This is a genomic window from Hugenholtzia roseola DSM 9546, assembly GCF_000422585.1.
In the GTDB taxonomy this organism is placed as follows: Bacteria; Bacteroidota; Bacteroidia; order Cytophagales; family Bernardetiaceae; genus Hugenholtzia; species Hugenholtzia roseola.
The window spans coordinates 101,872-122,799 of the sequence record NZ_KE383882.1; the positions used below are offsets into that span (position 1 = coordinate 101,872).

Annotated in this window: 24 protein-coding genes; 14 read left to right on the forward strand and 10 right to left on the reverse strand. The window is 43.1% G+C overall.

All coding sequences use genetic code 11. The annotated features are described in order from the left end of the window. Window positions 1-204 precede the first annotated feature (204 nt). The 6 genes from G500_RS0115215 (at window position 205) to G500_RS0115240 (ending at window position 5,032) form a co-directional block, all read left to right on the forward strand. Window positions 205-1,005, forward strand: a complete 801-nt coding sequence (locus tag G500_RS0115215; RefSeq protein WP_027003180.1) for a rhomboid family intramembrane serine protease — start codon at window positions 205-207, stop codon at window positions 1,003-1,005. Between the two features lie 142 nt (window positions 1,006-1,147). Further along, window positions 1,148-1,417: a CD225/dispanin family protein gene (locus G500_RS23750; RefSeq protein WP_035757703.1), complete on the forward strand. Its 270-nt coding sequence runs from the start codon at window positions 1,148-1,150 to the stop codon at window positions 1,415-1,417. 4 nt (window positions 1,418-1,421) lie between these two features. After that, window positions 1,422-1,850: a DUF2752 domain-containing protein gene (locus G500_RS0115225; protein WP_211220165.1), complete on the forward strand. Its 429-nt coding sequence runs from the start codon at window positions 1,422-1,424 to the stop codon at window positions 1,848-1,850. Between the two features lie 122 nt (window positions 1,851-1,972). Beyond that, complete coding sequence (locus G500_RS0115230) at window positions 1,973-3,340, forward strand: UDP-N-acetylmuramate--L-alanine ligase (RefSeq protein ID WP_027003182.1); 1,368 nt, start codon at window positions 1,973-1,975, stop codon at window positions 3,338-3,340. Window positions 3,341-3,371: 31 nt separating this feature from the next. After that, complete coding sequence (locus G500_RS0115235; protein ID WP_027003183.1) at window positions 3,372-3,737, forward strand: CoA-binding protein; 366 nt, start codon at window positions 3,372-3,374, stop codon at window positions 3,735-3,737. A gap of 80 nt (window positions 3,738-3,817) precedes the next feature. Next, entirely contained in the window at window positions 3,818-5,032 is a 1,215-nt protein-coding gene (locus tag G500_RS0115240; RefSeq protein WP_161626146.1) for a hypothetical protein, read from the forward strand. 64 nt (window positions 5,033-5,096) lie between these two features. On the opposite strand, the gene G500_RS0115245 is transcribed toward G500_RS0115240, so the two are convergent. Both G500_RS0115245 and G500_RS0115250 read right to left on the reverse strand, forming a co-directional pair. Beyond that, window positions 5,097-5,759 carry an L-threonylcarbamoyladenylate synthase gene (locus G500_RS0115245; protein WP_027003185.1) on the reverse strand — a complete coding sequence of 221 codons (663 nt, stop codon included), beginning with the start codon at window positions 5,757-5,759 and terminating at the stop codon, window positions 5,097-5,099. 411 nt (window positions 5,760-6,170) lie between these two features. Beyond that, window positions 6,171-6,851: a DUF697 domain-containing protein gene (locus tag G500_RS0115250; protein ID WP_051203707.1), complete on the reverse strand. Its 681-nt coding sequence runs from the start codon at window positions 6,849-6,851 to the stop codon at window positions 6,171-6,173. Between the two features lie 99 nt (window positions 6,852-6,950). Between G500_RS0115250 and G500_RS0115255 the strand changes: the two genes are divergently transcribed. Next, window positions 6,951-7,322 carry a hypothetical protein gene (locus G500_RS0115255; protein ID WP_245574493.1) on the forward strand — a complete coding sequence of 124 codons (372 nt, stop codon included), beginning with the start codon at window positions 6,951-6,953 and terminating at the stop codon, window positions 7,320-7,322. A 72-nt stretch (window positions 7,323-7,394) separates the two neighbouring features. Here G500_RS0115255 and G500_RS0115260 read toward each other — a convergent pair whose 3' ends face one another. Both G500_RS0115260 and G500_RS26490 read right to left on the reverse strand, forming a co-directional pair. Further along, complete coding sequence (locus G500_RS0115260; RefSeq protein ID WP_027003188.1) at window positions 7,395-7,982, reverse strand: hypothetical protein; 588 nt, start codon at window positions 7,980-7,982, stop codon at window positions 7,395-7,397. Between the two features lie 84 nt (window positions 7,983-8,066). Next, window positions 8,067-8,192, reverse strand: a complete 126-nt coding sequence (locus G500_RS26490; RefSeq protein ID WP_281169333.1) for a hypothetical protein — start codon at window positions 8,190-8,192, stop codon at window positions 8,067-8,069. 119 nt (window positions 8,193-8,311) lie between these two features. Here G500_RS26490 and G500_RS0115270 point away from each other — a divergent pair, with 119 nt between their 5' ends. Then, a complete protein-coding gene (locus tag G500_RS0115270; RefSeq protein ID WP_035757640.1) occupies window positions 8,312-8,656 on the forward strand; it encodes a DUF6787 family protein in 345 nt (114 codons plus the stop codon). A gap of 229 nt (window positions 8,657-8,885) precedes the next feature. Then, window positions 8,886-9,272, forward strand: coding sequence for a ribosome silencing factor (gene rsfS, locus G500_RS23755; RefSeq protein WP_245574494.1), 387 nt, complete (start codon window positions 8,886-8,888; stop codon window positions 9,270-9,272). A gap of 47 nt (window positions 9,273-9,319) precedes the next feature. Here the strand turns inward: rsfS and G500_RS26495 are convergent, their stop codons facing one another. Further along, window positions 9,320-9,448: a hypothetical protein gene (locus G500_RS26495; RefSeq protein ID WP_281169334.1), complete on the reverse strand. Its 129-nt coding sequence runs from the start codon at window positions 9,446-9,448 to the stop codon at window positions 9,320-9,322. Window positions 9,449-9,463: 15 nt separating this feature from the next. On the opposite strand from G500_RS26495, the gene ftsH reads away from it, so the two are divergent. From ftsH to G500_RS23770, 5 genes are all read left to right on the forward strand, one after another. Further along, the gene (gene ftsH / locus G500_RS23760) at window positions 9,464-11,491 is read left to right on the forward strand and encodes an ATP-dependent zinc metalloprotease FtsH (protein WP_035757649.1); all 2,028 of its coding nucleotides are present in this window, start codon (window positions 9,464-9,466) and stop codon (window positions 11,489-11,491) included. 225 nt (window positions 11,492-11,716) lie between these two features. Beyond that, window positions 11,717-12,613 carry an RpnC/YadD family protein gene (locus G500_RS0115295; RefSeq protein WP_027003191.1) on the forward strand — a complete coding sequence of 299 codons (897 nt, stop codon included), beginning with the start codon at window positions 11,717-11,719 and terminating at the stop codon, window positions 12,611-12,613. Window positions 12,614-12,782: 169 nt separating this feature from the next. Continuing rightward, window positions 12,783-13,190, forward strand: coding sequence for a hypothetical protein (locus G500_RS0115300; RefSeq protein ID WP_027003192.1), 408 nt, complete (start codon window positions 12,783-12,785; stop codon window positions 13,188-13,190). A 300-nt stretch (window positions 13,191-13,490) separates the two neighbouring features. Next, window positions 13,491-15,596 (forward strand): GAF domain-containing protein, encoded by a 2,106-nt coding sequence (locus tag G500_RS25200; RefSeq protein ID WP_154657177.1) that lies wholly within the window; start codon window positions 13,491-13,493, stop codon window positions 15,594-15,596. A 17-nt stretch (window positions 15,597-15,613) separates the two neighbouring features. After that, window positions 15,614-16,093 carry a peptidylprolyl isomerase gene (locus G500_RS23770; RefSeq protein ID WP_051203711.1) on the forward strand — a complete coding sequence of 160 codons (480 nt, stop codon included), beginning with the start codon at window positions 15,614-15,616 and terminating at the stop codon, window positions 16,091-16,093. Window positions 16,094-16,097: 4 nt separating this feature from the next. On the opposite strand, the gene G500_RS0115315 is transcribed toward G500_RS23770, so the two are convergent. The 5 genes from G500_RS0115315 to G500_RS0115335 all read right to left on the reverse strand — a co-directional run bounded on the left by G500_RS0115315 (window position 16,098) and on the right by G500_RS0115335 (window position 20,816). After that, on the reverse strand, window positions 16,098-17,336 hold the full coding sequence (locus tag G500_RS0115315) for a glycosyltransferase family 4 protein (protein WP_027003193.1): 1,239 nt from the start codon (window positions 17,334-17,336) through the stop codon (window positions 16,098-16,100). Between the two features lie 14 nt (window positions 17,337-17,350). Then, window positions 17,351-17,797 carry a D-aminoacyl-tRNA deacylase gene (gene dtd / locus G500_RS0115320; RefSeq protein ID WP_027003194.1) on the reverse strand — a complete coding sequence of 149 codons (447 nt, stop codon included), beginning with the start codon at window positions 17,795-17,797 and terminating at the stop codon, window positions 17,351-17,353. Window positions 17,798-17,892: 95 nt separating this feature from the next. Further along, entirely contained in the window at window positions 17,893-19,062 is a 1,170-nt protein-coding gene (locus tag G500_RS23775) for a PSP1 domain-containing protein (protein ID WP_245574495.1), read from the reverse strand. A 54-nt stretch (window positions 19,063-19,116) separates the two neighbouring features. Continuing rightward, window positions 19,117-20,445, reverse strand: a complete 1,329-nt coding sequence (locus G500_RS0115330) for a type ISP restriction/modification enzyme (protein WP_027003195.1) — start codon at window positions 20,443-20,445, stop codon at window positions 19,117-19,119. 158 nt (window positions 20,446-20,603) lie between these two features. Further along, window positions 20,604-20,816, reverse strand: a complete 213-nt coding sequence (locus G500_RS0115335; RefSeq protein ID WP_027003196.1) for a hypothetical protein — start codon at window positions 20,814-20,816, stop codon at window positions 20,604-20,606. Window positions 20,817-20,928 lie beyond the last annotated feature (112 nt).

Consider the following 20,928-nt stretch of genomic DNA (forward strand, 5'->3'; position numbering starts at 1 on the left):
CTTAAACCCTAAGGGTCTTCAAGCCCCTTAGGGTTTGGGGCATAGGACAAGGCAATGCCTTGTCCCTACATTTGAATCTGTTTTTTTAGAATTTAACATCACTGGTCATAGCCCCTATTATTTGGAATGAAACCCTAAGCCTCTTCGAAATGCTTGGGGTTTTAAAACCTGCCGATTCCTTAAATTCCCTAACAAAATACCACTATGCGCCCACTTACGCCCATCGTCCGTGCCTTGCTTATCATTACCATCTTGGTCTTTGTGGCAGAGTACCTTCTGACGCTTCAAAATGGCAATAGCGACTTATTTGTGCGCTATTTGGCACTCTATCCCTTCGAATCCGACCTATTTTATCCGCACCAAATCCTGACGCATATCTTTATGCATGGGGGCTTGATGCACATTTTTTTCAATATGTATGGTCTGTATCTTTTTGGTAGTATTTTGGAAAGCCGTTGGGGAGAGAAACAATTTCTGACCTACTATCTCATCTGCGGTTTGGGTGCAGGCATCATTCATGCAGGCATAAGCGCGTGGGAAACGCAAGCGATAAAGGCAGATGTAGAGGTGTATTTGCAAAGCCCTGCCCCCGAAGATTTTTCGGCTTTTTTGCTCAAACATTCAACAGAAAACTACCACAATAATTTAGGCTTTATCGAGGCTTTCGGAGAAAATCCTACTGATAATGAATACATTACGCAAAGTACCGCCTTTGTAGAAAAGGTTTATTTGCGCAAACTCAATACGCCTACCGTAGGGGCTTCGGGTGCGATTTTCGGCTTACTTATTGCCTTTGCCATGCTTTTCCCGAATGTGGAACTGATGCTGCTCATTCCACCTATTCCACTCAAAGCCAAGTATTTTGTCTTGCTCTATGCAGGCATGGAAATTTATGCTATCTATCAGGCGAACCCTGCCGACAATGTGGCGCACTTTGCGCATTTAGGCGGCTTTGTAGTAGGTTTTATCTTGTTGCGCATTTGGCAGTCGCAGGGGAAAGTCTGAAAAGGCTACTACCCTGCTTTTGCTTTTTTTCACAATTTGTAGGGAACGTTTTAATTTTTTTTGGGGTTTAAGAAAAAAAACATATCTTAGCACTCCACTTTCTAATCTTTTCTTTTTTCTAACCACTCAATATTTTTACGTCATGCCACCAAAACCCGATAACAACCTCGTCTGGGCAATCGTTTGTACAGTAGCTTGCTGCCTTCCTTTGGGCATTGTAGCCATTATCGAATCCACAAAAGTAGATAAGCTCTACGCACAAGGCGATTATAGCGGTGCAGAGCAAGCTGCCGCTAATGCCAAAAAATACAGCATCTGGGGCGCAGCAGGCGCAGGCATCATCATGGTACTTTACATTATCTTTATGGTCGTCATGGGCGGTGCAGCTGTCATGAGCGGCGGCGGAATGTAGTTCTATGAATAAAATGCACATACAAGGGCAAAGGCAGGTCTGGGGCTTGCTTTTGCCTTTTTTGTTCGGAATGGGTGTGGTAGCCTTGTGGTACTTCAATCCGATTGGCACGCTCTTTTTCCCAAAATGTATCGTCTATACCGCTACGGGGTTGCACTGTTTTGGTTGTGGCTCTGGAAGGGCTGTGCATGCCCTGCTGCATCTGGATATAACAACGGCTTTGCGCCAAAATATTTTTCTTGTCCTGACGCTACCTTTTATCTTGTATGAAATCCTGCGACACTATCTTGGCTTTTTTTGGGAAATAAAAATCCGCCCTTTTCCGCTACCTAAGCCCATATTGTATTCGCTACCCCTTATTTTGCTTATTTTTGTCATCTTGCGAAATCTGCCCTACTTTCCCTTTACCCTTTTGGCACCGATTTTAGAATAGGAAAAGGCGGCTCACGCTATAATTGTAATGCTTTTAAAGGCTTCTAAGTTGCGATTTTTGTTTCTTTGCTAATTATCCTAACTTTGCAGGCGAAAAAAGCCCTTTTCCATTTCAATAGCGCAATGAGCAAACGCATACATTTCATTGGGATAGGTGGTAGTGTTATGCACCACTTAGCAATCGATGCCCATCATAAAGGTTTTGAGGTAAGTGGCTCGGATGATGCCATCTACGAACCCTCGCGAAGTGCCTTAGCCACACACCAATTACTGCCCGCCTCGCTCGGCTGGGACGCAAGCCGCATCAGTTCTGACATAGAAACGATTATTTTGGGCATGCACGCACGCCTCGATAATCCCGAACTTGTACGCGCACAGGAATTAGGCTTAGAAATCCTTTCCTTTCCTGCCTACATCTACCGCCAAAGCCAAAACAAGGAACGAATCGTGATTGCGGGCAGCCATGGCAAGACCACCACAACGGCAATGGTGATGCACGTCTTACAGCAGCAACACTATCAGTTCGACTACTTAGTAGGCGCGTATGTAGAAGGCTTCGAAGGGACAGTTTCGCTCACCGAAGAAGCCCCCCTTATCGTCATCGAAGGTGATGAGTACCTCTCCTCTGCCTTAGACCCTACGCCCAAATTTTTGCACTACCAACACCATATCGGCGTTCTCAATGGTATTGCTTGGGACCACATCAACGTCTATCCCGAAGAGGCAACTTATATCGCCCAATTCCGTAAATTTGCAGAAGCCTCTGTAAAAGCAGGCACGCTGATTTACAACGAAGACGACCCAAAGGTCAGAGAAATTTGTGCCGACAACGCCGCCATTCGCGAAGACACCATCAAAATTGCTTACAAGGCGCACCCTTTCAATATCCGCGAAAATAAGACCCTGCTCAAAACACATCTGGGCGACATCGAAGTGCCTTTCTTCGGCGAACACAACATGACCAATTTAGCCGCCGCCAAAGCCGTCTGTGCGCGTTTGGGCGTATCGGAAAGTCAATTTTATGATGCCATGCGCTCTTTTCGTGGAGCAAGTCTGCGATTAGAGGTGCTTTTAGAAAAGGACGACCGCCATATTTACCGCGACTTTGCACACGCACCCTCGAAGGTAGCCGCCAGCGTGCAGGCGGTGAAGGCACAGTATCCCAACCGTCGCCTCATTGCTTGTTTGGAATTGCATACTTTTAGCAGTTTGGATAAGCGTTTTTTAGAAAATTATCGCCACAGCCTCAAACAAGCAGACAAGGCACTTCTCTACTTCAATCCGCAGGTATTGGCGCAGAAAAATCTGCCCACCTTTGAGAGTCAAGAATTGCGCGATGCCTTCCAACGCGAAGACTTACTTGTCTTTACCGACATCGCCGAACTTGTTAGCTTTGTAGCCAAAGAAGATTTAAAACACACCAACCTTTTACTCATGTCGTCAGGCAAATGGGGCGGTATAGATTGGCAGGAGATTTTCAACCATGCCTAACCCCTATTCCAACGGCTAATCCTGTATTGAAATGAAAAAGACCCTCATTTTAGGCGCAACCACCAACCCCGACAGATACGCCTACGCCGCTGCCCAGCTCCTGACGCGCTATGGACACCCGATTGTACCTGTCGGTGTCAAGGCAGGCGAAGTCTTTGGACAACCCATTCTGACCGAAAAAAATCCGATGCCAGAGGCACAAATTGACACCCTAACCCTTTATGTAGGGGTCAAAAATCAGCCCGAATGGTACGATTTTATCCTCAAAACGAAACCCAAACGCTTGCTTTTCAACCCCGGTACGGAAAATCCCGAATTAGCTAAATTAGCCAAACAAGCAGGCATAGAAACAGAAAACGCCTGCACGTTGGTCTTGCTCAATTTGGGGCAATTTTAGCCTTTAAAGGAGAAAAGCCAGATAAGTACGAAACTTTATTTGGTTTTATTTTGGTTTTATTGTGATGTTCAAATGCCGCCTTGATGCCTAAAATAGCCTTAGCCACCGTCTTGAAAGCCATTGATGATGTGCGAAACTTCGAAAAGTTAGGGCTATTTTTTGCCAAACAAAGCCCTGATAATCAAGTGCATATCATTGGTTTTGATAATGGAAATTTGCCCCAAGCATTTTCCCGAACACAGACAGAAGGGGCGGCGAACTCAATTTTTTTTCACCCCCTTTTTCGCTTTTCACGCCACTCCCTACGCCGCTTAGGAGCAGGTTTTGGCTTGCTAAGGTGGCTTATGCACTACCGCCCACAAACGGTCTTGATTGGTGCAGTAGAATTACTTTGGGTAGGCTTTTTGTATAAAATAGGCTATAACTGTTGGGTTTGTTGCTTTTTTCAAAACCCAAAACAAAAAGCCTTGCTTCTCTATGATTTGCGCGAAAATTATTACCGCAATATCCGCTATCAAAATGTCTATCCTGCCTTTCTGAAAAAAGGGCTTTCCGCTGCGGTGCGCCTCTATGAGCGTTTTTGTACGCTTTTTTATGATAAAATCTTGGTGGCAGAGCGTTGTTATGTATTTGAAATTGATTTTTTATCAAAAAGAAAATATGAAATTATTGAGAACAAATTTAAACCTACTGCCTTTTTATCTGACCAAACATCAGAAAAAAATAAAGAAAAAGAAAAAAATGAGTGGCTACTCACAGGCACTTTCACCGAAGCCTACGGAACACTGCAAGGGATTCTTTTTTTTGAAAAACTATGCCATTTTTTTCCCTCGCCCTCCCTTCGTTTGCGCATAATAGGCTACGCGCCTTCTGCGGCTTATCGCCAAAAAATCAAACTTGCGATAGAAAACTCGTGTGAGGCAGCCCGCATAGAGGCACAAATTTTGGCAGAGCCGCTCCCTCCGCTTCAAATTTGGCAGGCAATGCAAAGAGCCGAATACCTGCTGCTTCCCTATTTGCCCAATGCAAGCACCGAAAACTGTATTCCTACCAAACTATACGAAGGGCTTTTTTTCAAAAATAAAATCTTATTGCAAAATAATATTTTCTGGAAAAGTCAGTTTGGGACGCTCCCTGCGTGTTTTTTTACAAATTTTACCGCGCTGGATTCCAACTTATTTTCTGATGCCGCCTTTTTGACTTGGCAGAAAGAAATCCCTGCACAAATCACACCCTTAGAGGCGATACTTTGGCAGGGAGAAGCTGATAAGTTGGCGCGTTTCCTACGCCATTAGCAAATTTTTATACTTTTTATCAAAAAAGAAAAAATCTACTTTTCAAAGCTAAGACTTTTACGATTTAAGCCTCAATGGGCATTTCCGAAATAGGCAGCACGTCGGTAAAGTCCTCGATATTGCCCAAACCTTGTCGGATAAGGTAAATATTTTCTTCTATGCACTTGACAACCGTAGAGGCGATAGTATTGCCCAAGCCGCCGTCGATAATCATATCGACCTGATGTCCGAATTTTTCCATCATCAAGGAGGGGTCTGTTAGGTATTCTATGATGTCGTCGTCTGTTTTTAAAGAAGTCGTTACGAGCGGATTGCCCATCTGCTCCACAATCAGGCGCGGAATTTTATGGTCGGGTACGCGAATACCAACGCTTTTTTTCTTGATGCCTACAATTTTAGGCACTTTGTTGCTCGATTCTAAGATAAAAGTATAAGGACCGGGCAGGGCTTTTTTCATGACCTTAAAGACGTGATTGCTTACTTTATGAGCATAGAGGCTCAAATCGCTCAAATCGTTGCAAATAAAGGAGAGGTGCATCTTTTTGGGGTCGACTTGCTTGATGCGGCAGACTTTCTCTACGGCACGCGCTTGCGTTAGGTCGCAACCGATACCATAGACCGTATCAGTAGGATAAATGATGATGCCGCCTTTTTGGAGGCACTCTACCACCTGACGAATTTTATTTTCCTGTGGGTTGTCAGGGTGAATCTTGATGAGTTCTGCCATTGGGAATTTGTTTTGAAGGTGAAAGAAGAAAAATAGAAGCAAGGCAGCGCAGGTAGTTTCACACGCTTGCGCCTGCCTTTCCGCCTCGACAGACTCAAATCCTTATCATTTGAAATCTTCAAATCAGTGAATAAGAGGAGGCTCTCTGCTACAAGGCTCACTGACAAGGACGCATAAGCCTGACTCAAATTAGGGAAAAAATTGAAGCCTGTCAAGTGGCTCGCGCCAAATAAATAAGGCAGCCAGAGGAAGTTTTGCAAAAAGCCTTATCTTATCAAATTGGAGACGAAATAAAATTTGGCTCAAAACCTATTTTAGGGCTGAAAACGTGTTTTTATTTCACTGCGGACAAGGCGATGCCTTGTCCCTGCGAATGAGCGCGATTTTATTTGTCAGATTGAAGTCTTAGATTTAGGCTTCTCCTTTCAAAACCTTGTCTTTGAGGCGTTCATATTCTTCTTCGGAAAGAATCCCTTTGGTGTGCAAATCGTGTAGCTCTTTGAGCTTTTCAATGATAAGCGTTTCTGTTTTGGAGCCTGTTTCTGCTGCTGCCGCTTTGTCTTGGGGCTTGGCTTGTGCTTTGGGCTGTTGGTCTTCGTCTTTCAAATCTTGGGCAACTTTTTTGCCCTGCTCAAACTTCTCTTTGTAGAAATTTTTAAACTTATCGGTATCAAAATTGAGCCAATCGCCGCCACTTTCAAAATGCTGAACAAAGACTTGCCCAATGGCGTAGGTGGAAGCACCCGCCAAAATAGAAAACGAGAAGCCGCCCACTACCGAACCCAAAATCGGAATCGCCTTGATAAAAGACGCACCTTGTCGCACCAAAAAACCGCTGGTGAGCAGCGAAATAACCGACTTGCCTATATTTTCCGAAAACTCCTTGCCGTAAAGGTGCGAAATTTGGCGTAACATATCGAGCTGCACTACCGTAACGGCAATGCTATCGACGATAGGAAAAGGAATTAGACCCGACCCCATCGACCATAAGACGTGTTTTTGTACAATTTCAGAGGCTTGTTCTTGTGCCGTTGTGTTCATCAGAAAAAGAAATTGGGTGAAAAAAGTATTTTTGCGATAAACGCAATTCATTCTAAAAAGTTAGGTTTGAGATTTGACAAAAAAAGCGTACCTTGGGTTTCAAAATCCAGAAACTGCACTTCCAAAGGGCTTCTAAAAGTTTATATCGCTATGTTTATCATCTACAATCCTTGGCTTTTTCGTCTGATGCATCAGCCCCCAATGGGCATGGCATTGTACCCTTTTGTGCTTTTGCGCCGCCGCTCCGACCGCAACAACCTGCGCCTGCTCAATCACGAAAAAATCCACCTCCGTCAGCAAATAGAGCTGCTCATTCTGCCTTTTTACGTCTTGTATGTGGCACATTATCTCTACAATAGAATTTTTCGGAACAAAAACCACTACGAAGCCTACTACGATATTTTTTTCGAGCGCGAAGCCTTTGAAAAAGAAGACGATTTTGACTACCTGAAAAAGCGCGAAATTTGGGCTTCTTTTGCCTATTTGAAAAGGAAAAATTTTGAAAAAACGCGAAAAAAATAAAGCCCTACCTTGAAAGGCGAGGGCTTTGCGTTTTGCAGTTGGGAAGAATACTTTTTTTGTATAGGCACAAAATTAGGCTTCTACGTTATGCGTCAGTGGGCTTAATTCTTCGGGATTGAGGTGTGCAGGGAGGTATTGCGCCAAAGGATTGCCTTGTGCATCAAACCAATGTGGCAGCCCATAGACCAGTCCTTTCTTGCCTTCTACCTGCAATTTGCCAATTTCTTTCCCTAATTTAAAAAGAGCCGCCGATAAAGCCCTATCAACCTGCTCCCTATTTCGGTCGCCGATTCTTTCATCTTTAAATGCCAAGAGTCGCAATTCTTTTTTAAACATAAGCGAGCCTTTTTTCGCCAAATGTTCAAGGATAAATTCTTCCCAGTTGATGCGCTTTCCGCGTCTTTTGGGCAACGCTGCCAAAGGCAAATCCGAGTCGGAAGGTAAAATATCTTCGTGTAGCATCGCATCTTGCGCATTTTGTAGCTCTTTGATACCGATTGCGGACTCTTGCTTTTTGGGGAAATGTTCGGCTTGCGCTTGTTTGAGCTGTGCTAAGACACTCCTGATATCCTCCGCTTCTTTGGTAATGAGTGCCAGCCTGCGCTCATAACGTGCTATCATTTCGGCAAGTTGGGTAGGCGTGAGCGTTATTTGAGGCATAAATGGTGTGTGGTTGGTAAGAAAATAGAGTAGTTTTGGAAGGAAACGAATAGAGCGATAGGGCTATTTTATCTTGTTAAAAGGCTATAAAGCCCTATCTGTTGGCACAAATATACTACTTTTTTCTTTAAAATGTTTATTCTTTTTAGGTTTTTTAAAATTTTGGATAGGGAAATCTGGTTTTTTTAGTGTTTTTTGGCGTTTTGCCAAACCAAGTGGGAAAAAAGGGAAATTCAGATGGGATAAGCAGTTGAAAAGGAAAGTGTCAAAAAATCGCTACCTTTGGGCTTCTTTCGCACTTTTCTTTTTCTTTCCCGACTTCCTTTGGCATGGATAATCCCTCTCCCTCGTGGCTGCAACGCCTTCGTCAGCGTTGGCAGGTAGAAAGTAATTGGCAGGTCTTGCTTATCCTCTGTGTTTTTGCCCTGACAGGCTTTTCGGCGATGTATCTCAAAATCCCGATTTACGCCTACTTAGGGGTAGAGGCAACAACACCCTTTTGGAAACGCAGCCTTATTTGGTGGCTGACGGTTTTTCCTGCCTATCAGGTCTTACTCTTGGGCTATGGTGCGCTTTTGGGGCAGTTTCGCTTTTTTTGGCAATTCGAGAAGCGTTTTTTTGGTAGAATTGGGCAGGGATTGGTTTGGCTTTGGCAGCGATTTTTTGGAAAATGAAGGCAGGCGAAATTTCATTCGAAAAGATGCCAATATGACAGTATTTTTACCTATCTTTGGTCGTCTTTTGCCTCTTAGCGGCTGCACTTTGGCGTAGCAAGCGTTCCAAACCTGACAAGCAAGCCTACAAAGGGCAAAAATGAACCCAAAAGCCGCTTTTTGCGTATTTGGACTAACTCTTGCAAGCCTTGCTCCTGCATACTCATTTTATTTCTATGTAGCCAATTTTATGATGATAAAAAAAACACAAGCCGACTCTCAAACCCTTAGCCAAGTCATTATCAATGGACTAATTGAACGAAAAGGCAAAGACATTGTTCTCTTAGATTTAAGACACCTGCAAAAAGCCGTCGTAGATTATTTTGTCATCTGCACAGGCACTTCCGATACGCACGTCAATGCCCTTAAAGATGCCGTAGAAATACAAGTAAAAAGGGAATTAGCCGAATATGCCCGTAGCGTGGAAGGCGAGCGCAAGGGCGAATGGGTTTTGATAGACTATATCGATGTAGTGGTACATATTTTTCAGGAAGAAAAACGCCAACGCTACGACATAGAAGAACTTTGGGGTGATGCCAAAAGAATCCGCTTTTCCGACGAGGGCAAAATGCTCTAAGCCTGCGAAAAATAAGTAGGCAGACTCTTGCTTTTATCGCCTACTTCCTAACAAAGTCCTTGTTTGGCGTGTTTCCCCAAACAAGAAGGCGCACCGAAGCCGCCCCTGCTTCCCACCCTCCAAGAGGCTTGCGTTACGCGCTTGGGCTTCTTTCCCAACTCTATTCTTGTAATCATATTCTCTTTCTATAAATGGCAACAAATCCGAATCAAAATAAAAACCTGCTGCCCAAATCGCCACAGCGCAATTCCTACCAGCTTTGGCTACTTATCATTTCGGCGGTAGTCGTCTTAGGACTGATGTATTTGAGCCGTAGTACCGCCGTCAAGACCGACATAGGCAATTTCGAGCGCATGGTACGAGCAGGCGAAGTCAAGGAAATTATTATCGTCAAGAACGAAAACGTCGTCGAGGTAGTCCTGACTCCCGAAGCCCTGCAAAAGGAAAAATACGCACAGGTCTTACAAAAACAAAACCCTTTGGGTTTAGTCAATCCGCAATCGCCTCAATACGCCTTTCGCGTCATCACAGCGGAAAACTTTCAAGACAAGTTTGAAAAACTTTTAGCCGAAACCAAAACCGAAATCCCCTACAAAATAGAGGAGCGCACCGATTTGAGCGGCATCTTAGCCACTTGGGGCTTCCTAATTTTATTAGTAGTCGGATTCTGGTTTCTTATGCGTCGCATGACAGGAGGCGCAGGCGGCGGACAACTCTTTAATATCGGCAAGGCGCGTGTTTCGGTCTTTGATGCCGAAAGCAAAGTCAAGATAACCTTTGCAGATGTGGCAGGCTTAGATGAGGCGAAGGAAGAAATCGAGGAGATTGTCGATTTCCTAAAAAATCCGAGCCGCTACACCGAATTAGGCGGCAAGATACCAAAAGGCGTTCTTTTGGTAGGTCCTCCGGGGACGGGAAAAACCCTTCTTGCCAAAGCCGTCGCAGGCGAATCGGGCGTACCTTTCTTTTCGCTTTCAGGTTCTGACTTTGTAGAAATGTTTGTAGGCGTAGGGGCAGCACGTGTGCGCGACCTCTTCAAACAAGCCAAAGAAAAAGCTCCTTGTATCATCTTTATAGATGAAATCGATGCCATCGGACGCTCACGTGGCGGCAGCCGCATGCCCGGCTCTAACGACGAGCGCGAAAATACACTCAATTCGCTTTTGGTAGAAATGGACGGTTTTTCTACCGACGCAGGCGTGATTATCATGGCAGCCACAAACCGCCCTGATGTGTTAGACAATGCCCTTTTACGCCCTGGACGATTTGATAGACACATTTCAGTAGATAAACCCGACATAAAGGGCAGAGAAGCGATTTTCAAAGTGCATTTAGAGCCTTTGAAGAAATCGCCCGACTTAGACGTAAAAAAATTAGCCGCCCAAACGCCCGGCTTTGCAGGGGCAGAGATTGCCAATGTCTGCAACGAAGCCGCCCTTATTGCCGCCCGAAAAGGCAAAAAAGCCGTAGAGTTGGAAGACTTCGAATCGGCGATTGATAGGGTAATTGGGGGTTTGGAGAAGAAAAATAAAATCATCTCGCCCGAAGAAAAAGAAATTGTCGCCTACCATGAAGCAGGACACGCCGTTGTGGGCTGGTTTTTAGAACACACCGACCCCTTAGTAAAGGTCAGTATCGTGCCGCGTGGCGTAGCCGCCTTGGGTTATGCACAGTACCTCCCCAATGAGCGTTATTTGTACCGCACCGAACAATTTATAGACGAAATGTGCGCCCTTTTGGGCGGCAGAGTAGCCGAAGAAGTCGTTTTTGGTAAAATCTCCACAGGTGCGCTTTCCGATTTGGAGCGCATCACCAAAATGGCATACAGCATGGTTACGGTCTATGGCATGAATCAGGCTATTGGTAACATCTCTTTCTACGATTCGCAACAATCAGAATACAGCATGACCAAGCCTTATTCGGAAAATACCGCCGAAATCATAGACCAAGAGGTAAAAAATTTGGTCAGTCAGGCACACGAGCGCACACACAAATTGTTGGTAGAAAAGCGCAAAGAACTGGACATCATTGCCCAAGAGCTACTTAAAAAGGAGGTCATCTTCCAAACAGACTTAGAGCGTTTGATTGGCGCACGCCCCTTTAAAAATCCGACCAACTACCAACGTTATGCCAATGGCACAGCCCAAGAATGGCAGGTAGCCGAAGCAAGCCCCAATATTGGAGCTACCGACGCACCCACCGAAGGCGAAGCGATATAAGCGCGAAAAGAGAATTTCTTTTTTCTGACCCAAAACCAAGTAGGGACAAGGTTTGCCTTGTCTCTATTTTTTTATTAGAATAAAATCGCACTTTTTAAAACCCAAAGCCGCCTCTGCCTTACCCATTGCGGAATCTCAAATAGCGCGTAGAAAAAACTACCCAAAGTGCTGACATTTTCAAAAAAAAGCGTACCTTCACACTCTAATTAGCTCATAAAGCCTTTTATGGAAGACGAAAAAACTAATCAAAAAGAACAAAATCTTTACGATAAAATTTTAAAGGAAAATATCTTAGCCTATATTTTGCAGTTTTCAAAAAGGCAGTTAGGTTTTCAAATTAAAGAGCATACTTTATTAAAAGATAAGTTACAAACTACCTTAGAACGAGAAGCGGACTTTCTAATCTTTATCACCACCCAAGACGAAAAAGAATTTATCCTACAATTAGAATTTCAAGCAAGAGATGAGCCTAATATGGTGCTTCGCATGCAAGAATATTATGCCATTTTACAAAAAAAATATCAAAAGCCTATTATTCAAATCGTTTATTACTTAGGTGAAACGCCCAGCAATATGCGTGCTACCCTTGCGCCGTCGGAGGTATTCACAGGCTTTCAATTAAAGTCTTTTAGAGATTATTCTTACAAAGAATTTATCGAATCTGAAAATGCCGAAGAGGTCATTATGGCTGTTTTGGCAGATTTTGAAAAGGAGAAGCAGGAAGAGGTAGTTCGTAAAATTTTATTTCGCCTTTCGCAACTAAAAACCGACCTCACTGCGTTAAATAAGTATGTCAAGCAGTTGCTTGTGTTGGCACGTCTGCGCAATAAACTTCCAAAAATCATTCAAAACCAATTAGGAAATATGGGAACGATAGGATACGACATCGAAAAAGATGACTTTTATTTGCAAGGTTTGGAAAAAGGTTTGGAAAAAGGCTTGCAAAAAGGCATAGAGAAAGGTATAGAGAAAGGCTTAGAGAAAGGCAAACTTGAAGGCAAGCTCGAAGCTCGCCGTGAGTTAGCGATTTCTTGCTTACAAGATGGGCTTTCTGTCGAAAAAACCGCCAAACTCACAAAACTATCTATCGAGGAAATTCGCAAATTAAGTAAAGAGTTGTAACCTTATTAGGCGTAGTTGGCTGTTGCTTGTGCAGGATAATTAGTGGAAAAAGATGATAAGTGAGATTTTGTTGGTTCAATGTGTGATATGGGGTACGCCCAATGTGAGGCTCTACAATTTCTACTTTTCATATAAAATTAGCATCAGAACTTAGCTTAATATAAAAACTATGAAAAAATATAAAGTTTTTATAAAACAAATAGATTGGTTTGACAAGGAAAATCCTGAAGCAGATGTGCTATTTGAAATAAATGGGGCAGTTTTCTGGGCTTTCTGTCATCCTTGCAACTTTAAAGAAAATGAAATAGCTGAAGTTTACTTTGATTTTCTTGAAGATGAAGTATCAGAACTTATATTTTGGACAGAGAACAAAAATTGTAAAGTAGAATTAATACAATCAGAAAATAATAGATGTCGCTATTATTGTTATGGTCAACTAAAAAGTATTAATCCAGTAACAGTTAATTGTGGTTTGATAAATTTTTATTTTAAAGATTGGATTAGTAATTCAAGTGTGATAGGTAATTATGTCTATTTTGTTATAGAACGCTTTGATATTCAAAAAGTAATAAAATAAATATATTTTAAAAATATACCCTGTTCGGCGAGTCTTCCGAACACTAAAAAAACAAAATCAAATGTAAACCTTTGTCTGCGCCTCTGCCCTATCCATTGACAAGCGATTTTTAAAACTTAACCGAACTACCTTTCGCCCTCTTTTGCTGTTGCGAAGGGGTTTTCTTTGTTTGATAGCTCTGCAAAAAGGAAAAACGGCAAAAAAATTGCTTTTTCTTCGTTTGAAAGTAGGAAATCGGTAAAAAATGACTATCTTAACGCATCTTTTCGTTTGCCTGATTTGGCTCGTAATTCGGCTCGTATGACTTGGAAAAAACGCCTCTCACAAATTAGTTGGACGCTACAACAGCGGATTGCCCTATTTTTCATAGGCTTAGGGCTATTGCTTGTCTTTCATAGTAGCCACCAATGGTATCTACAATCACAACAAGAAGAGTACCGCGCCAAGTCTGATTTGGTAGGGCAGCATGCTTTGCTTTTGCAACGCAGCATCTTTTTTATGCGCAACGCCCTCTATTTCCATCAGCCTACCAGTTTGAATGATTTGGTTAATTACCTCGAAAAGATAAAAAAACAGCAGCAACTTCTTAAAAATGGAGGTGCGTACCTCGATATTTATACCAAAATTTCCTACCAAATCGAGCCGACCAGCGAAGAAGTATTGCCCCAACTTTTGCTCATCGAAAAACAGTGGCAGGAGGTAGAAAAAAGTTATCGTTTTCTTTTGGCACAACCCCTGCATCACGATAGCACCTTTTTTTTCTATCAATCCAGAGAAAAATCGGACGCGCCTATGGACATAGAAGCGACCGACGATTTAGCCAGCCTTTTTTCAGAGCCGCTGCCAAAACAAAACCAATACTTGCGCGATTCACTCTCCCTTGAAGTGGTCAATCCCATGCTCACCAAGCACATCAGCCAAATTACGCGCAACATAGACCCGCTTATTTTGTCGCTTCAAAACTTAGGACAAGCCTATCGCATCGAGCAAGAGCAGAAGGAAACCTTAGCGGCGCGAACTTTTTGGTTTGCTTTGCTGCCCCTTCACCTCTTTTTATTGATTTTGGCTTATACCTTTATTATTGATTATGGCATCAAACCTTTAAGCCGTATCAAGCGCAATATAGACAGTTTGAGCGAAGGCAAGGTCTTACGCCCTGTTTATAGCCGCCAAAAAGATGAGATTAGTCAATTACGCAAAAGTTTGGCAAACCTTTCACAGGGCTTGGCAACGATTTCCGAATTTGCTAAAAATGTAGGGCAAGGCAACTACGACGCGCCCCTACGCGAGCGAAGTGCCGAAGATAGCATCAGTTTTGCCCTTTTGGAAATGCGTAACAACCTCAAAATCAACGCCGAAGCCGACCGAAGACGCAACTGGGCAAATGAAGGCATTGCCATTTTCGGTAATATCTTGCGCACTTCAAATGAGGATATTCAAGAGCTTTCTTATCAGGTCATTTCCGAATTAGTACGCTATTTGGGTGCAAATCAGGGGGCAGTTTATATTTTACAAAAAGATTTAGGAAAAGAAGCATTAGTTTTGCAAGCCGCCTACGCCTACGACAAACGCCGCTATTTGGAAAAAGAAATTGCCGTTGGACAAGGTATTATCGGGCAAACGGTATTAGAAAAAGAGCATACCTATTTGGAACAAGTGCCAAATGGCTACACCTACATTACCTCTGGCATGGGTGCGGCTACGCCAAGTGCCTTGCTGGTGATGCCACTTTTAATGAACGAAACTATCTATGGCGTATTAGAAATTGCCTCTTTTCAAAGTTTAGAAACCTATCAGATAGAATTTGTGCAGAGCATTTCAGCCAATATCGCCGCTACCTTAGCCACAGTCAAGACCAATGAGCGCACGCGCCAACTTTTGGAAGAATCGCAAATGTTTACCGAACAGATGCGAGCGCAAGAAGAAGAGATGCGCCAAAATATGGAAGAGTTGGCGGCTACACAGGAAGAGATGGAACGAAGCCAACGCGAGCTACGCAAAAAGGCGAATATCTTAGATGCAGTTGTGAATAATACCAAAACAATGATTTTGGCATTAGACCAAAACTTTAACATCAAATTCCTAAATCACGCCTATTCGAGCCTCTTGCGCCGCATCAAGGGGGTAGAAGTACCCGCAGGGGTCAATATTTTAGAAATTATGACTCCCGCCCAGTTGGAATATTGGCGACCTTTCTACGAACGCGCACTCAAAGGTGAATCTTATACCATCATCTCGACGGTGAAGAGTTACGATTACGAAGATGTTTATTACGAAATTGAACTAAGTCCGATTTATAGCGAAGAGCAAAGCGACCAAATCGTGGGTATTACCATCTTCACACGCGACGTTACTTGGCTCTATCCTACTCGCTGGGAGGGCTACCACCACTTCGATTCCTTCTAAAAATAGTCGTCTTTTGTATGGAAAAACTACAAGCCTCAATCCTACTCGAAGGCGGCGCAGAACTTCTTGTCGACCTTTTTGAGCGTGATGCGCCCATTACAGTCGCTAATTTTTGTTACTTAGTGCAGCGCGGCTTCTATAATGGTCTGATTTTTCATAAAGTCATTCCCAATGTTTTGGCGCAAACAGGCTGCCCAAAAGGAAATGGTACGGGAAATGCAGGCTATTTTATTCGTTGCGAACTTTTTGGCGACAATCAAGCCCATAAATTAGGTACGCTTTCTATGGCACATTCGGGCAGAGATACGGCAAGTTCGCAATTTTTCGTCTGTTTGGGCGAGCGCGATATAGCCTATTTAGACGACAACCATACTTGTTTTGGGCAAGTAGTAAAAGGTTTTGAATTTTTAAATAACATTAAATTAGGCACAAAAATACAGCGTATCCGAATTTTAGATGGCACACAAAACGCGATAGGAAACCGCCGCTTAGGGTAAAATTTTAAATGGTGCTATTTTTTTGGTAATTTTCTAAAACCTCAAAAACCGCCGCTGCATAGTTTTCTATCAAAAAATGACGCTTGGCAAAATCAAATGCCTTTGCTGCTATCTGTTCACATTTTTCTTTATTTTCTAATACTTCAACCATTTTTAAAGCTAAATCCGAAACTGATTCGTAAAAGAAACCTGTTTCGCCTTCTGTAATAAGTTCGATATTAGCACCACTTTTTTTAGCAATTACCACACAGCTGCCCAACATCGCCTCTGCCGTAACTCTACCCATGCCCTCTTTTTTAGAACAAACCAACAACGCAACAGAATTTTGATAAAAAATACTTGGATTAGACACAAATCCTACAAAATCTACTTGTTTTTCTAATTTATATTGCGCTACCAATTCTTCTAACTTTGCTTGATAGCCTTTCACATTGCAAGTGCCAACAATTTGAAGACGTACCTCTGCCAACTGCGGATAAGCGCGTTTGAGCAACCCCAAAGCCTCAATCGCTTCGTGCGTGCCTTTGTTGGGGTGTATTAGTCCGATAAAAAGAAAAGTAGCAGTTTTATTTGCTTCTGCTTTGTTTTGCAAATCATTTTGTTTTTTCAACTTTTCCCTTTTCAGCCCCTCCTCCTTACTCAAAACGCCATTGTAGATTTGAAAAATTGCATTTTTTTGTCGCAATTCAGGGCTTAATGTTCCGAAATAATGCGTTTCAATCGCTTTCGAGATGCAAATTTTGATTTGAGCAGCCGCCAGACGTTTGAAATGAGCGTCCAGACCAGCGTCAGGCTTTAAAAAATAGTCATCATAACCAAATTCGCGCAGGTGCTGCACGTGAGGCAGTCGAAGTTTTTGCGCCAAAATCGTACCTACTTCAAAGACGGTAGAATTGGAATAGATAAAGTCGAATTCTATTTTTTCTTTTTTTATCGTTTCTAATGCCCAAGAAATTGCTTTTTTTTGTTTGTGTTTTTTTTCTAAAATTTTAAACTTATTGAATACAAACCTTGCTTTTTTTTTCCAAAATGCCTCATTTTCAGGCGCGTAATGCATCGAGATAGGAAAATCTTTTTCCCAAAATGGGATTTTTCGCGCTTGCAGATATTCTCCCAAATCGCCTTTTTCGCCTATCCAAACCCAAACCTGCACCCCACGCGCAGCAAAATTTTCTACCAAAGAAAGCAGCGAACGATTAGCCCCATAGAGCAGGGCATAATGGGTGAGGAAAAGAATTTTCATTATTTGGGTTCAATTTATTTTTCAGTATCTAAAATAATCGTAACGGGACCTTCATTGCAAAGTCGTACCTGCATCATTGCCCCAAAGACCCCTGTGGGTACATCTTTCTGTAAAAGTTCGCTCAACCTTCGCTGCATAGCTTCATAAAGCGGCAATGCCAAAGGAGGCGCGGCAGCGGCGGCAAAAGAAGGGCGATTGCCCTTGCGTGTATCTGCCATCAAAGTAAATTGACTCACCAATAAAACCTCGCCCTCGCTTTCGAGCAAAGAACGATTCATCTTACCTTCGGCATCAGAAAAGATACGTAAATTGACGATTTTTTGTGCCAACTTTTCAACTTCTTGTGGCGTATCTTGCTGACTGATACCCAATAAGACAAGCAAACCTTGTGAGATGCTGCCCACAGTTTTGCCCTCGACCTCTACCGAAGCCTGACTTACACGTTGGATAACTGCTTTCATTTTTAGCTATATTTTCAACTGTTTTCTGTTTTTTATTTTTTGTCTTAAAAGACTATCACAAGGCATTGTTGGGGCAAGATAGCGATTCAATGGGTTTATTCGTACTCCTGACTATCTGTTTGTCGTCGTGTGTTGCGATTTAGACTTTTCTCTTTTTTCTGATTTAAACCTGACTCGTTTTTATTTGAAACTGCATTTTCTAAAAGTCCCCACTCATCGGCTTGCAAGGAGGGTATGATAAGCCCCTCTTTTTGCCACTGCAAAGCCTGCGTTACCTGTTCCGCCGTAAGGGGATACCAGTCGCCGTCGCCTTCAAATTGATAACTAAACCAAAGTATTTTTTTAAAAATATCGGTCTTTTGTAGGCGTGCAATACCCAAACCTGTGGTAAGTTCTTCGTTGGGAACTTGTGGAATGTCGTGTAAAGCGTCTAAATAAGTATCTAATTCATAGTTAAGACAACATTTTAATCTGCCACACTGTCCTGTAACTTTTTGAGCATTGATAGAAAGATTTTGATAACGGGCAATGATAGGCTCTATATTTTTGAGGTCGGCAAGCCAAGTAGAACAACACAATTCGCGCCCACACGAACCAATCCCCCCAATACGCGCCGACTCTTGCCGCACATTGATTTGTCGCATTTCTATCCTGACCCGAAACTCCATGCCCAAACATTTGATAAGCTCGCGAAAATCTACGCGGTGGTCGGCAGAATAGTAAAAAGTAGCCTTTGTACCGTCTGCCTGAAATTCTACATCAGAGATTTTCATATTTAGGTTTAATTCTATCACAACCTGTCGCGAGCGGTAAAGTGTCGGCAGTTCTCTTCGGCGCGATTCGGCAAATTTTTCCATGTCGCGAGCCTGTGCCATGCGCCAAATTTCGGTAAGATTTGCGTCTTGGGTATTTAGTTTTAGCTTTTTCATCTGCAAGCGCACCAATTCGCCACGCAGGGAAACCATGCCGATATGGTAGCCACGCAACGCCTCTACGACGACATAGTCGCCAATTTGTAGGTCTATGCCCTGCTCATTTCGGTAGTAGCCCTTCCTACCGCCCTTAAATTTGACCTCCACAAAAGGAAAAGGAGTTGGGTCGGGAATTTCGAGATGCGAGAGCCAATCAAATTGATTGACTTTATTGCAGCCCGAAGTGCCGCAGGAGCCATTATTTTGGCAGCCCTGCACCTGTCCTGTTTGCGTCTTTTTTGTGCCACAACTGCTACACGCCATGTCGATTTTTTTTAGGTCTAATAAAATCAAATTTACGCATTTTTTCGTTTCTGACGCGCTTATCAAAGGGGGAGTTTGTAAAATCTACGGGTTTTGAGTGGCTTCTTGTCTGATTTGTTCTAAAATCTCTACACTTTTTAGCGCAACCTGCACCACTTTTCCGAGTAGGCTAATTAGGTTTTCTTTCTCCTGTTTTAAATCGTAAGGCGCAAACCTGCCCTCTGCCACTAACTTTTGCAGGCTTTTATCGCGCAAATGGCGCGGTTGATAATGTTGCAAGACCCATTCAATCGCGGGTTTGCCTGCCAAACGGTATCGCCAAGCGGCAAGCGGAATGGCTGCCAATTCTGTTTCGGCATCAATGCGAATACGCCCCTGTGCAGGATATGATTTCAAATGTGATACTTTTTTTGTGCTGGCTGCAAAAGTTTCTTTTCCATCTAAGCTATTTAGATTTGGCGTATCGCGATACGCCTGCCCTACATGCGTGATGCGTTCCAAAGGGTAGCGAGGTGCTTGTTCGTAATCAAGGTGCAATGTCAGGAGTTCTCTGCCCCATTGTACCCACTTCCAAAAATCTTTGTAGAGCGGAATTTGGTATTGAAAATCTTTTTTATCAAGGCTTTGCAAAACAGCATATACATAGGCAAAAATGTCCTCTTTTTTGATGGGCTTGATGCCGTCTCCTTTTGCTTCTCTTACTTTTTGTAGGGAGGCTTTTAGTTCGTGAATATTTTTGGCTTTTATTTTAAAACTAATATTGGCATAATGATTTTTGAACTTTTCTAAGGCTGCGTCTGAAATATTGTCCTGACGCTGCCCGTTTTCATCATACCAAAAAAGAGAAAAACTCTGGGTAGCGCGTGAGCCATAGCCATTATCGGGCAGATGCTTAACGGCATGAACGGTTAGGGGTACTTGCTTGTGATACGTTAGACAAAGTGTAGGATTTTCTACCTGACCCTGAAAGGGAAAAAAGCAAGGCTGCTGATAAGGGCGGTGCGTAATAAGGGGGGCAAAATAAGTTCTTTTTTTTATGAAAGGGCGATAGGCTGCCCATCTAAACGCCTCTAAATCAAGCTGCAAGGGGCGATTTTGGGTCAGATGTTCTATCAGTTCGGGAGTCCATTTGATAAGGGGGGCGACAAATTGGTGGGCAAAGGCACGCTGCCCTGCCTGCTGCCAACGGAGGCGTTCCTTTTCGTAGGTCTGGATAAAAAATGCGACTTTGGGAGCTAATTTGTCTGGGGCAAAATCATAGAGCCATTCATCTTTCGCCGTAAGCACGCCTTGTGAAGCCTTGACAAAGATAGCGTCAGGGTTACCTTTCAGAGGTAGGGTCGGGAAAGTGTGCATAGTGGATTCGTGCGTCAGGGTCGCGGAAGATAGCGAAGGGCTGATTTGACTTGTCATACCACAAAAATACAAATTATTTGGAAAATGCTAAGTTTTTCCGCAATTTTCTACGTTTTTTAGCGTCTGCTCGTAGAAATCAAAACCCTAAATCGTCGGAAAGATTTGACGATTTAGGGTAAAAAGAGCAGGTTTCAGCGCGTTGCAGGAAGCAGGGCTTACTTTTTCTTGGCATCGGCTTCCGCCTTGGCACGTGCATTTTTGATGTCTTGCACCTCTTTGCGCGTATCTTGTGCTAAGACTTTTAGCTCTTGCATGCCTTTGCGGATACGTGTTCCTGCGGCTTGATTGTCTTTTTCATAAAATTTCTCGAAATCAGCCTTCAATTCGGTGATAATCGCCTCGATTTTGTTGTACGGATTTTCTGCCATAGCAAAAATAAAATTAAAGAGAATACGGAAAAGATTTAGAAAAAAAGAAAAACACAACTGCTACGCTGTCGGAGTCAGATAGGAGTTGGGTGGGCAAACCCTAAGCGCGGCT

Bases quoted from the DNA above. Each gene is read 5' to 3' on its own strand.
- G500_RS25200 (WP_154657177.1), top strand. From the start codon at position 13,491: ATGACTTGGAAAAAACGCCTCTCACAAATTAGTTGGACGCTACAACAG.
- G500_RS0115230 (WP_027003182.1), top strand. From the start codon at position 1,973: ATGAGCAAACGCATACATTTCATTGGGATAGGTGGTAGTGTTATGCAC.
- G500_RS0115315 (WP_027003193.1), bottom strand. From the start codon at position 17,336: ATGAAAATTCTTTTCCTCACCCATTATGCCCTGCTCTATGGGGCTAAT.
- G500_RS0115260 (WP_027003188.1), bottom strand. From the start codon at position 7,982: ATGCCTCAAATAACGCTCACGCCTACCCAACTTGCCGAAATGATAGCA.
- G500_RS0115300 (WP_027003192.1), top strand. From the start codon at position 12,783: ATGAAAAAATATAAAGTTTTTATAAAACAAATAGATTGGTTTGACAAG.
- G500_RS0115250 (WP_051203707.1), bottom strand. From the start codon at position 6,851: ATGAATTGCGTTTATCGCAAAAATACTTTTTTCACCCAATTTCTTTTT.
- G500_RS0115295 (WP_027003191.1), top strand. From the start codon at position 11,717: ATGGAAGACGAAAAAACTAATCAAAAAGAACAAAATCTTTACGATAAA.
- G500_RS0115235 (WP_027003183.1), top strand. From the start codon at position 3,372: ATGAAAAAGACCCTCATTTTAGGCGCAACCACCAACCCCGACAGATAC.
- G500_RS0115270 (WP_035757640.1), top strand. From the start codon at position 8,312: ATGGATAATCCCTCTCCCTCGTGGCTGCAACGCCTTCGTCAGCGTTGG.
- dtd (WP_027003194.1), bottom strand. From the start codon at position 17,797: ATGAAAGCAGTTATCCAACGTGTAAGTCAGGCTTCGGTAGAGGTCGAG.
- rsfS (WP_245574494.1), top strand. From the start codon at position 8,886: ATGATGATAAAAAAAACACAAGCCGACTCTCAAACCCTTAGCCAAGTC.
- G500_RS23770 (WP_051203711.1), top strand. From the start codon at position 15,614: ATGGAAAAACTACAAGCCTCAATCCTACTCGAAGGCGGCGCAGAACTT.
- G500_RS26495 (WP_281169334.1), bottom strand. From the start codon at position 9,448: ATGATTACAAGAATAGAGTTGGGAAAGAAGCCCAAGCGCGTAACGCAA.
- ftsH (WP_035757649.1), top strand. From the start codon at position 9,464: ATGGCAACAAATCCGAATCAAAATAAAAACCTGCTGCCCAAATCGCCA.
- G500_RS0115335 (WP_027003196.1), bottom strand. From the start codon at position 20,816: ATGGCAGAAAATCCGTACAACAAAATCGAGGCGATTATCACCGAATTG.
- G500_RS0115225 (WP_211220165.1), top strand. From the start codon at position 1,422: ATGAATAAAATGCACATACAAGGGCAAAGGCAGGTCTGGGGCTTGCTT.
- G500_RS0115255 (WP_245574493.1), top strand. From the start codon at position 6,951: ATGTTTATCATCTACAATCCTTGGCTTTTTCGTCTGATGCATCAGCCC.
- G500_RS23750 (WP_035757703.1), top strand. From the start codon at position 1,148: ATGCCACCAAAACCCGATAACAACCTCGTCTGGGCAATCGTTTGTACA.
- G500_RS0115330 (WP_027003195.1), bottom strand. From the start codon at position 20,445: ATGACAAGTCAAATCAGCCCTTCGCTATCTTCCGCGACCCTGACGCAC.
- G500_RS0115245 (WP_027003185.1), bottom strand. From the start codon at position 5,759: ATGGCAGAACTCATCAAGATTCACCCTGACAACCCACAGGAAAATAAA.
- G500_RS0115215 (WP_027003180.1), top strand. From the start codon at position 205: ATGCGCCCACTTACGCCCATCGTCCGTGCCTTGCTTATCATTACCATC.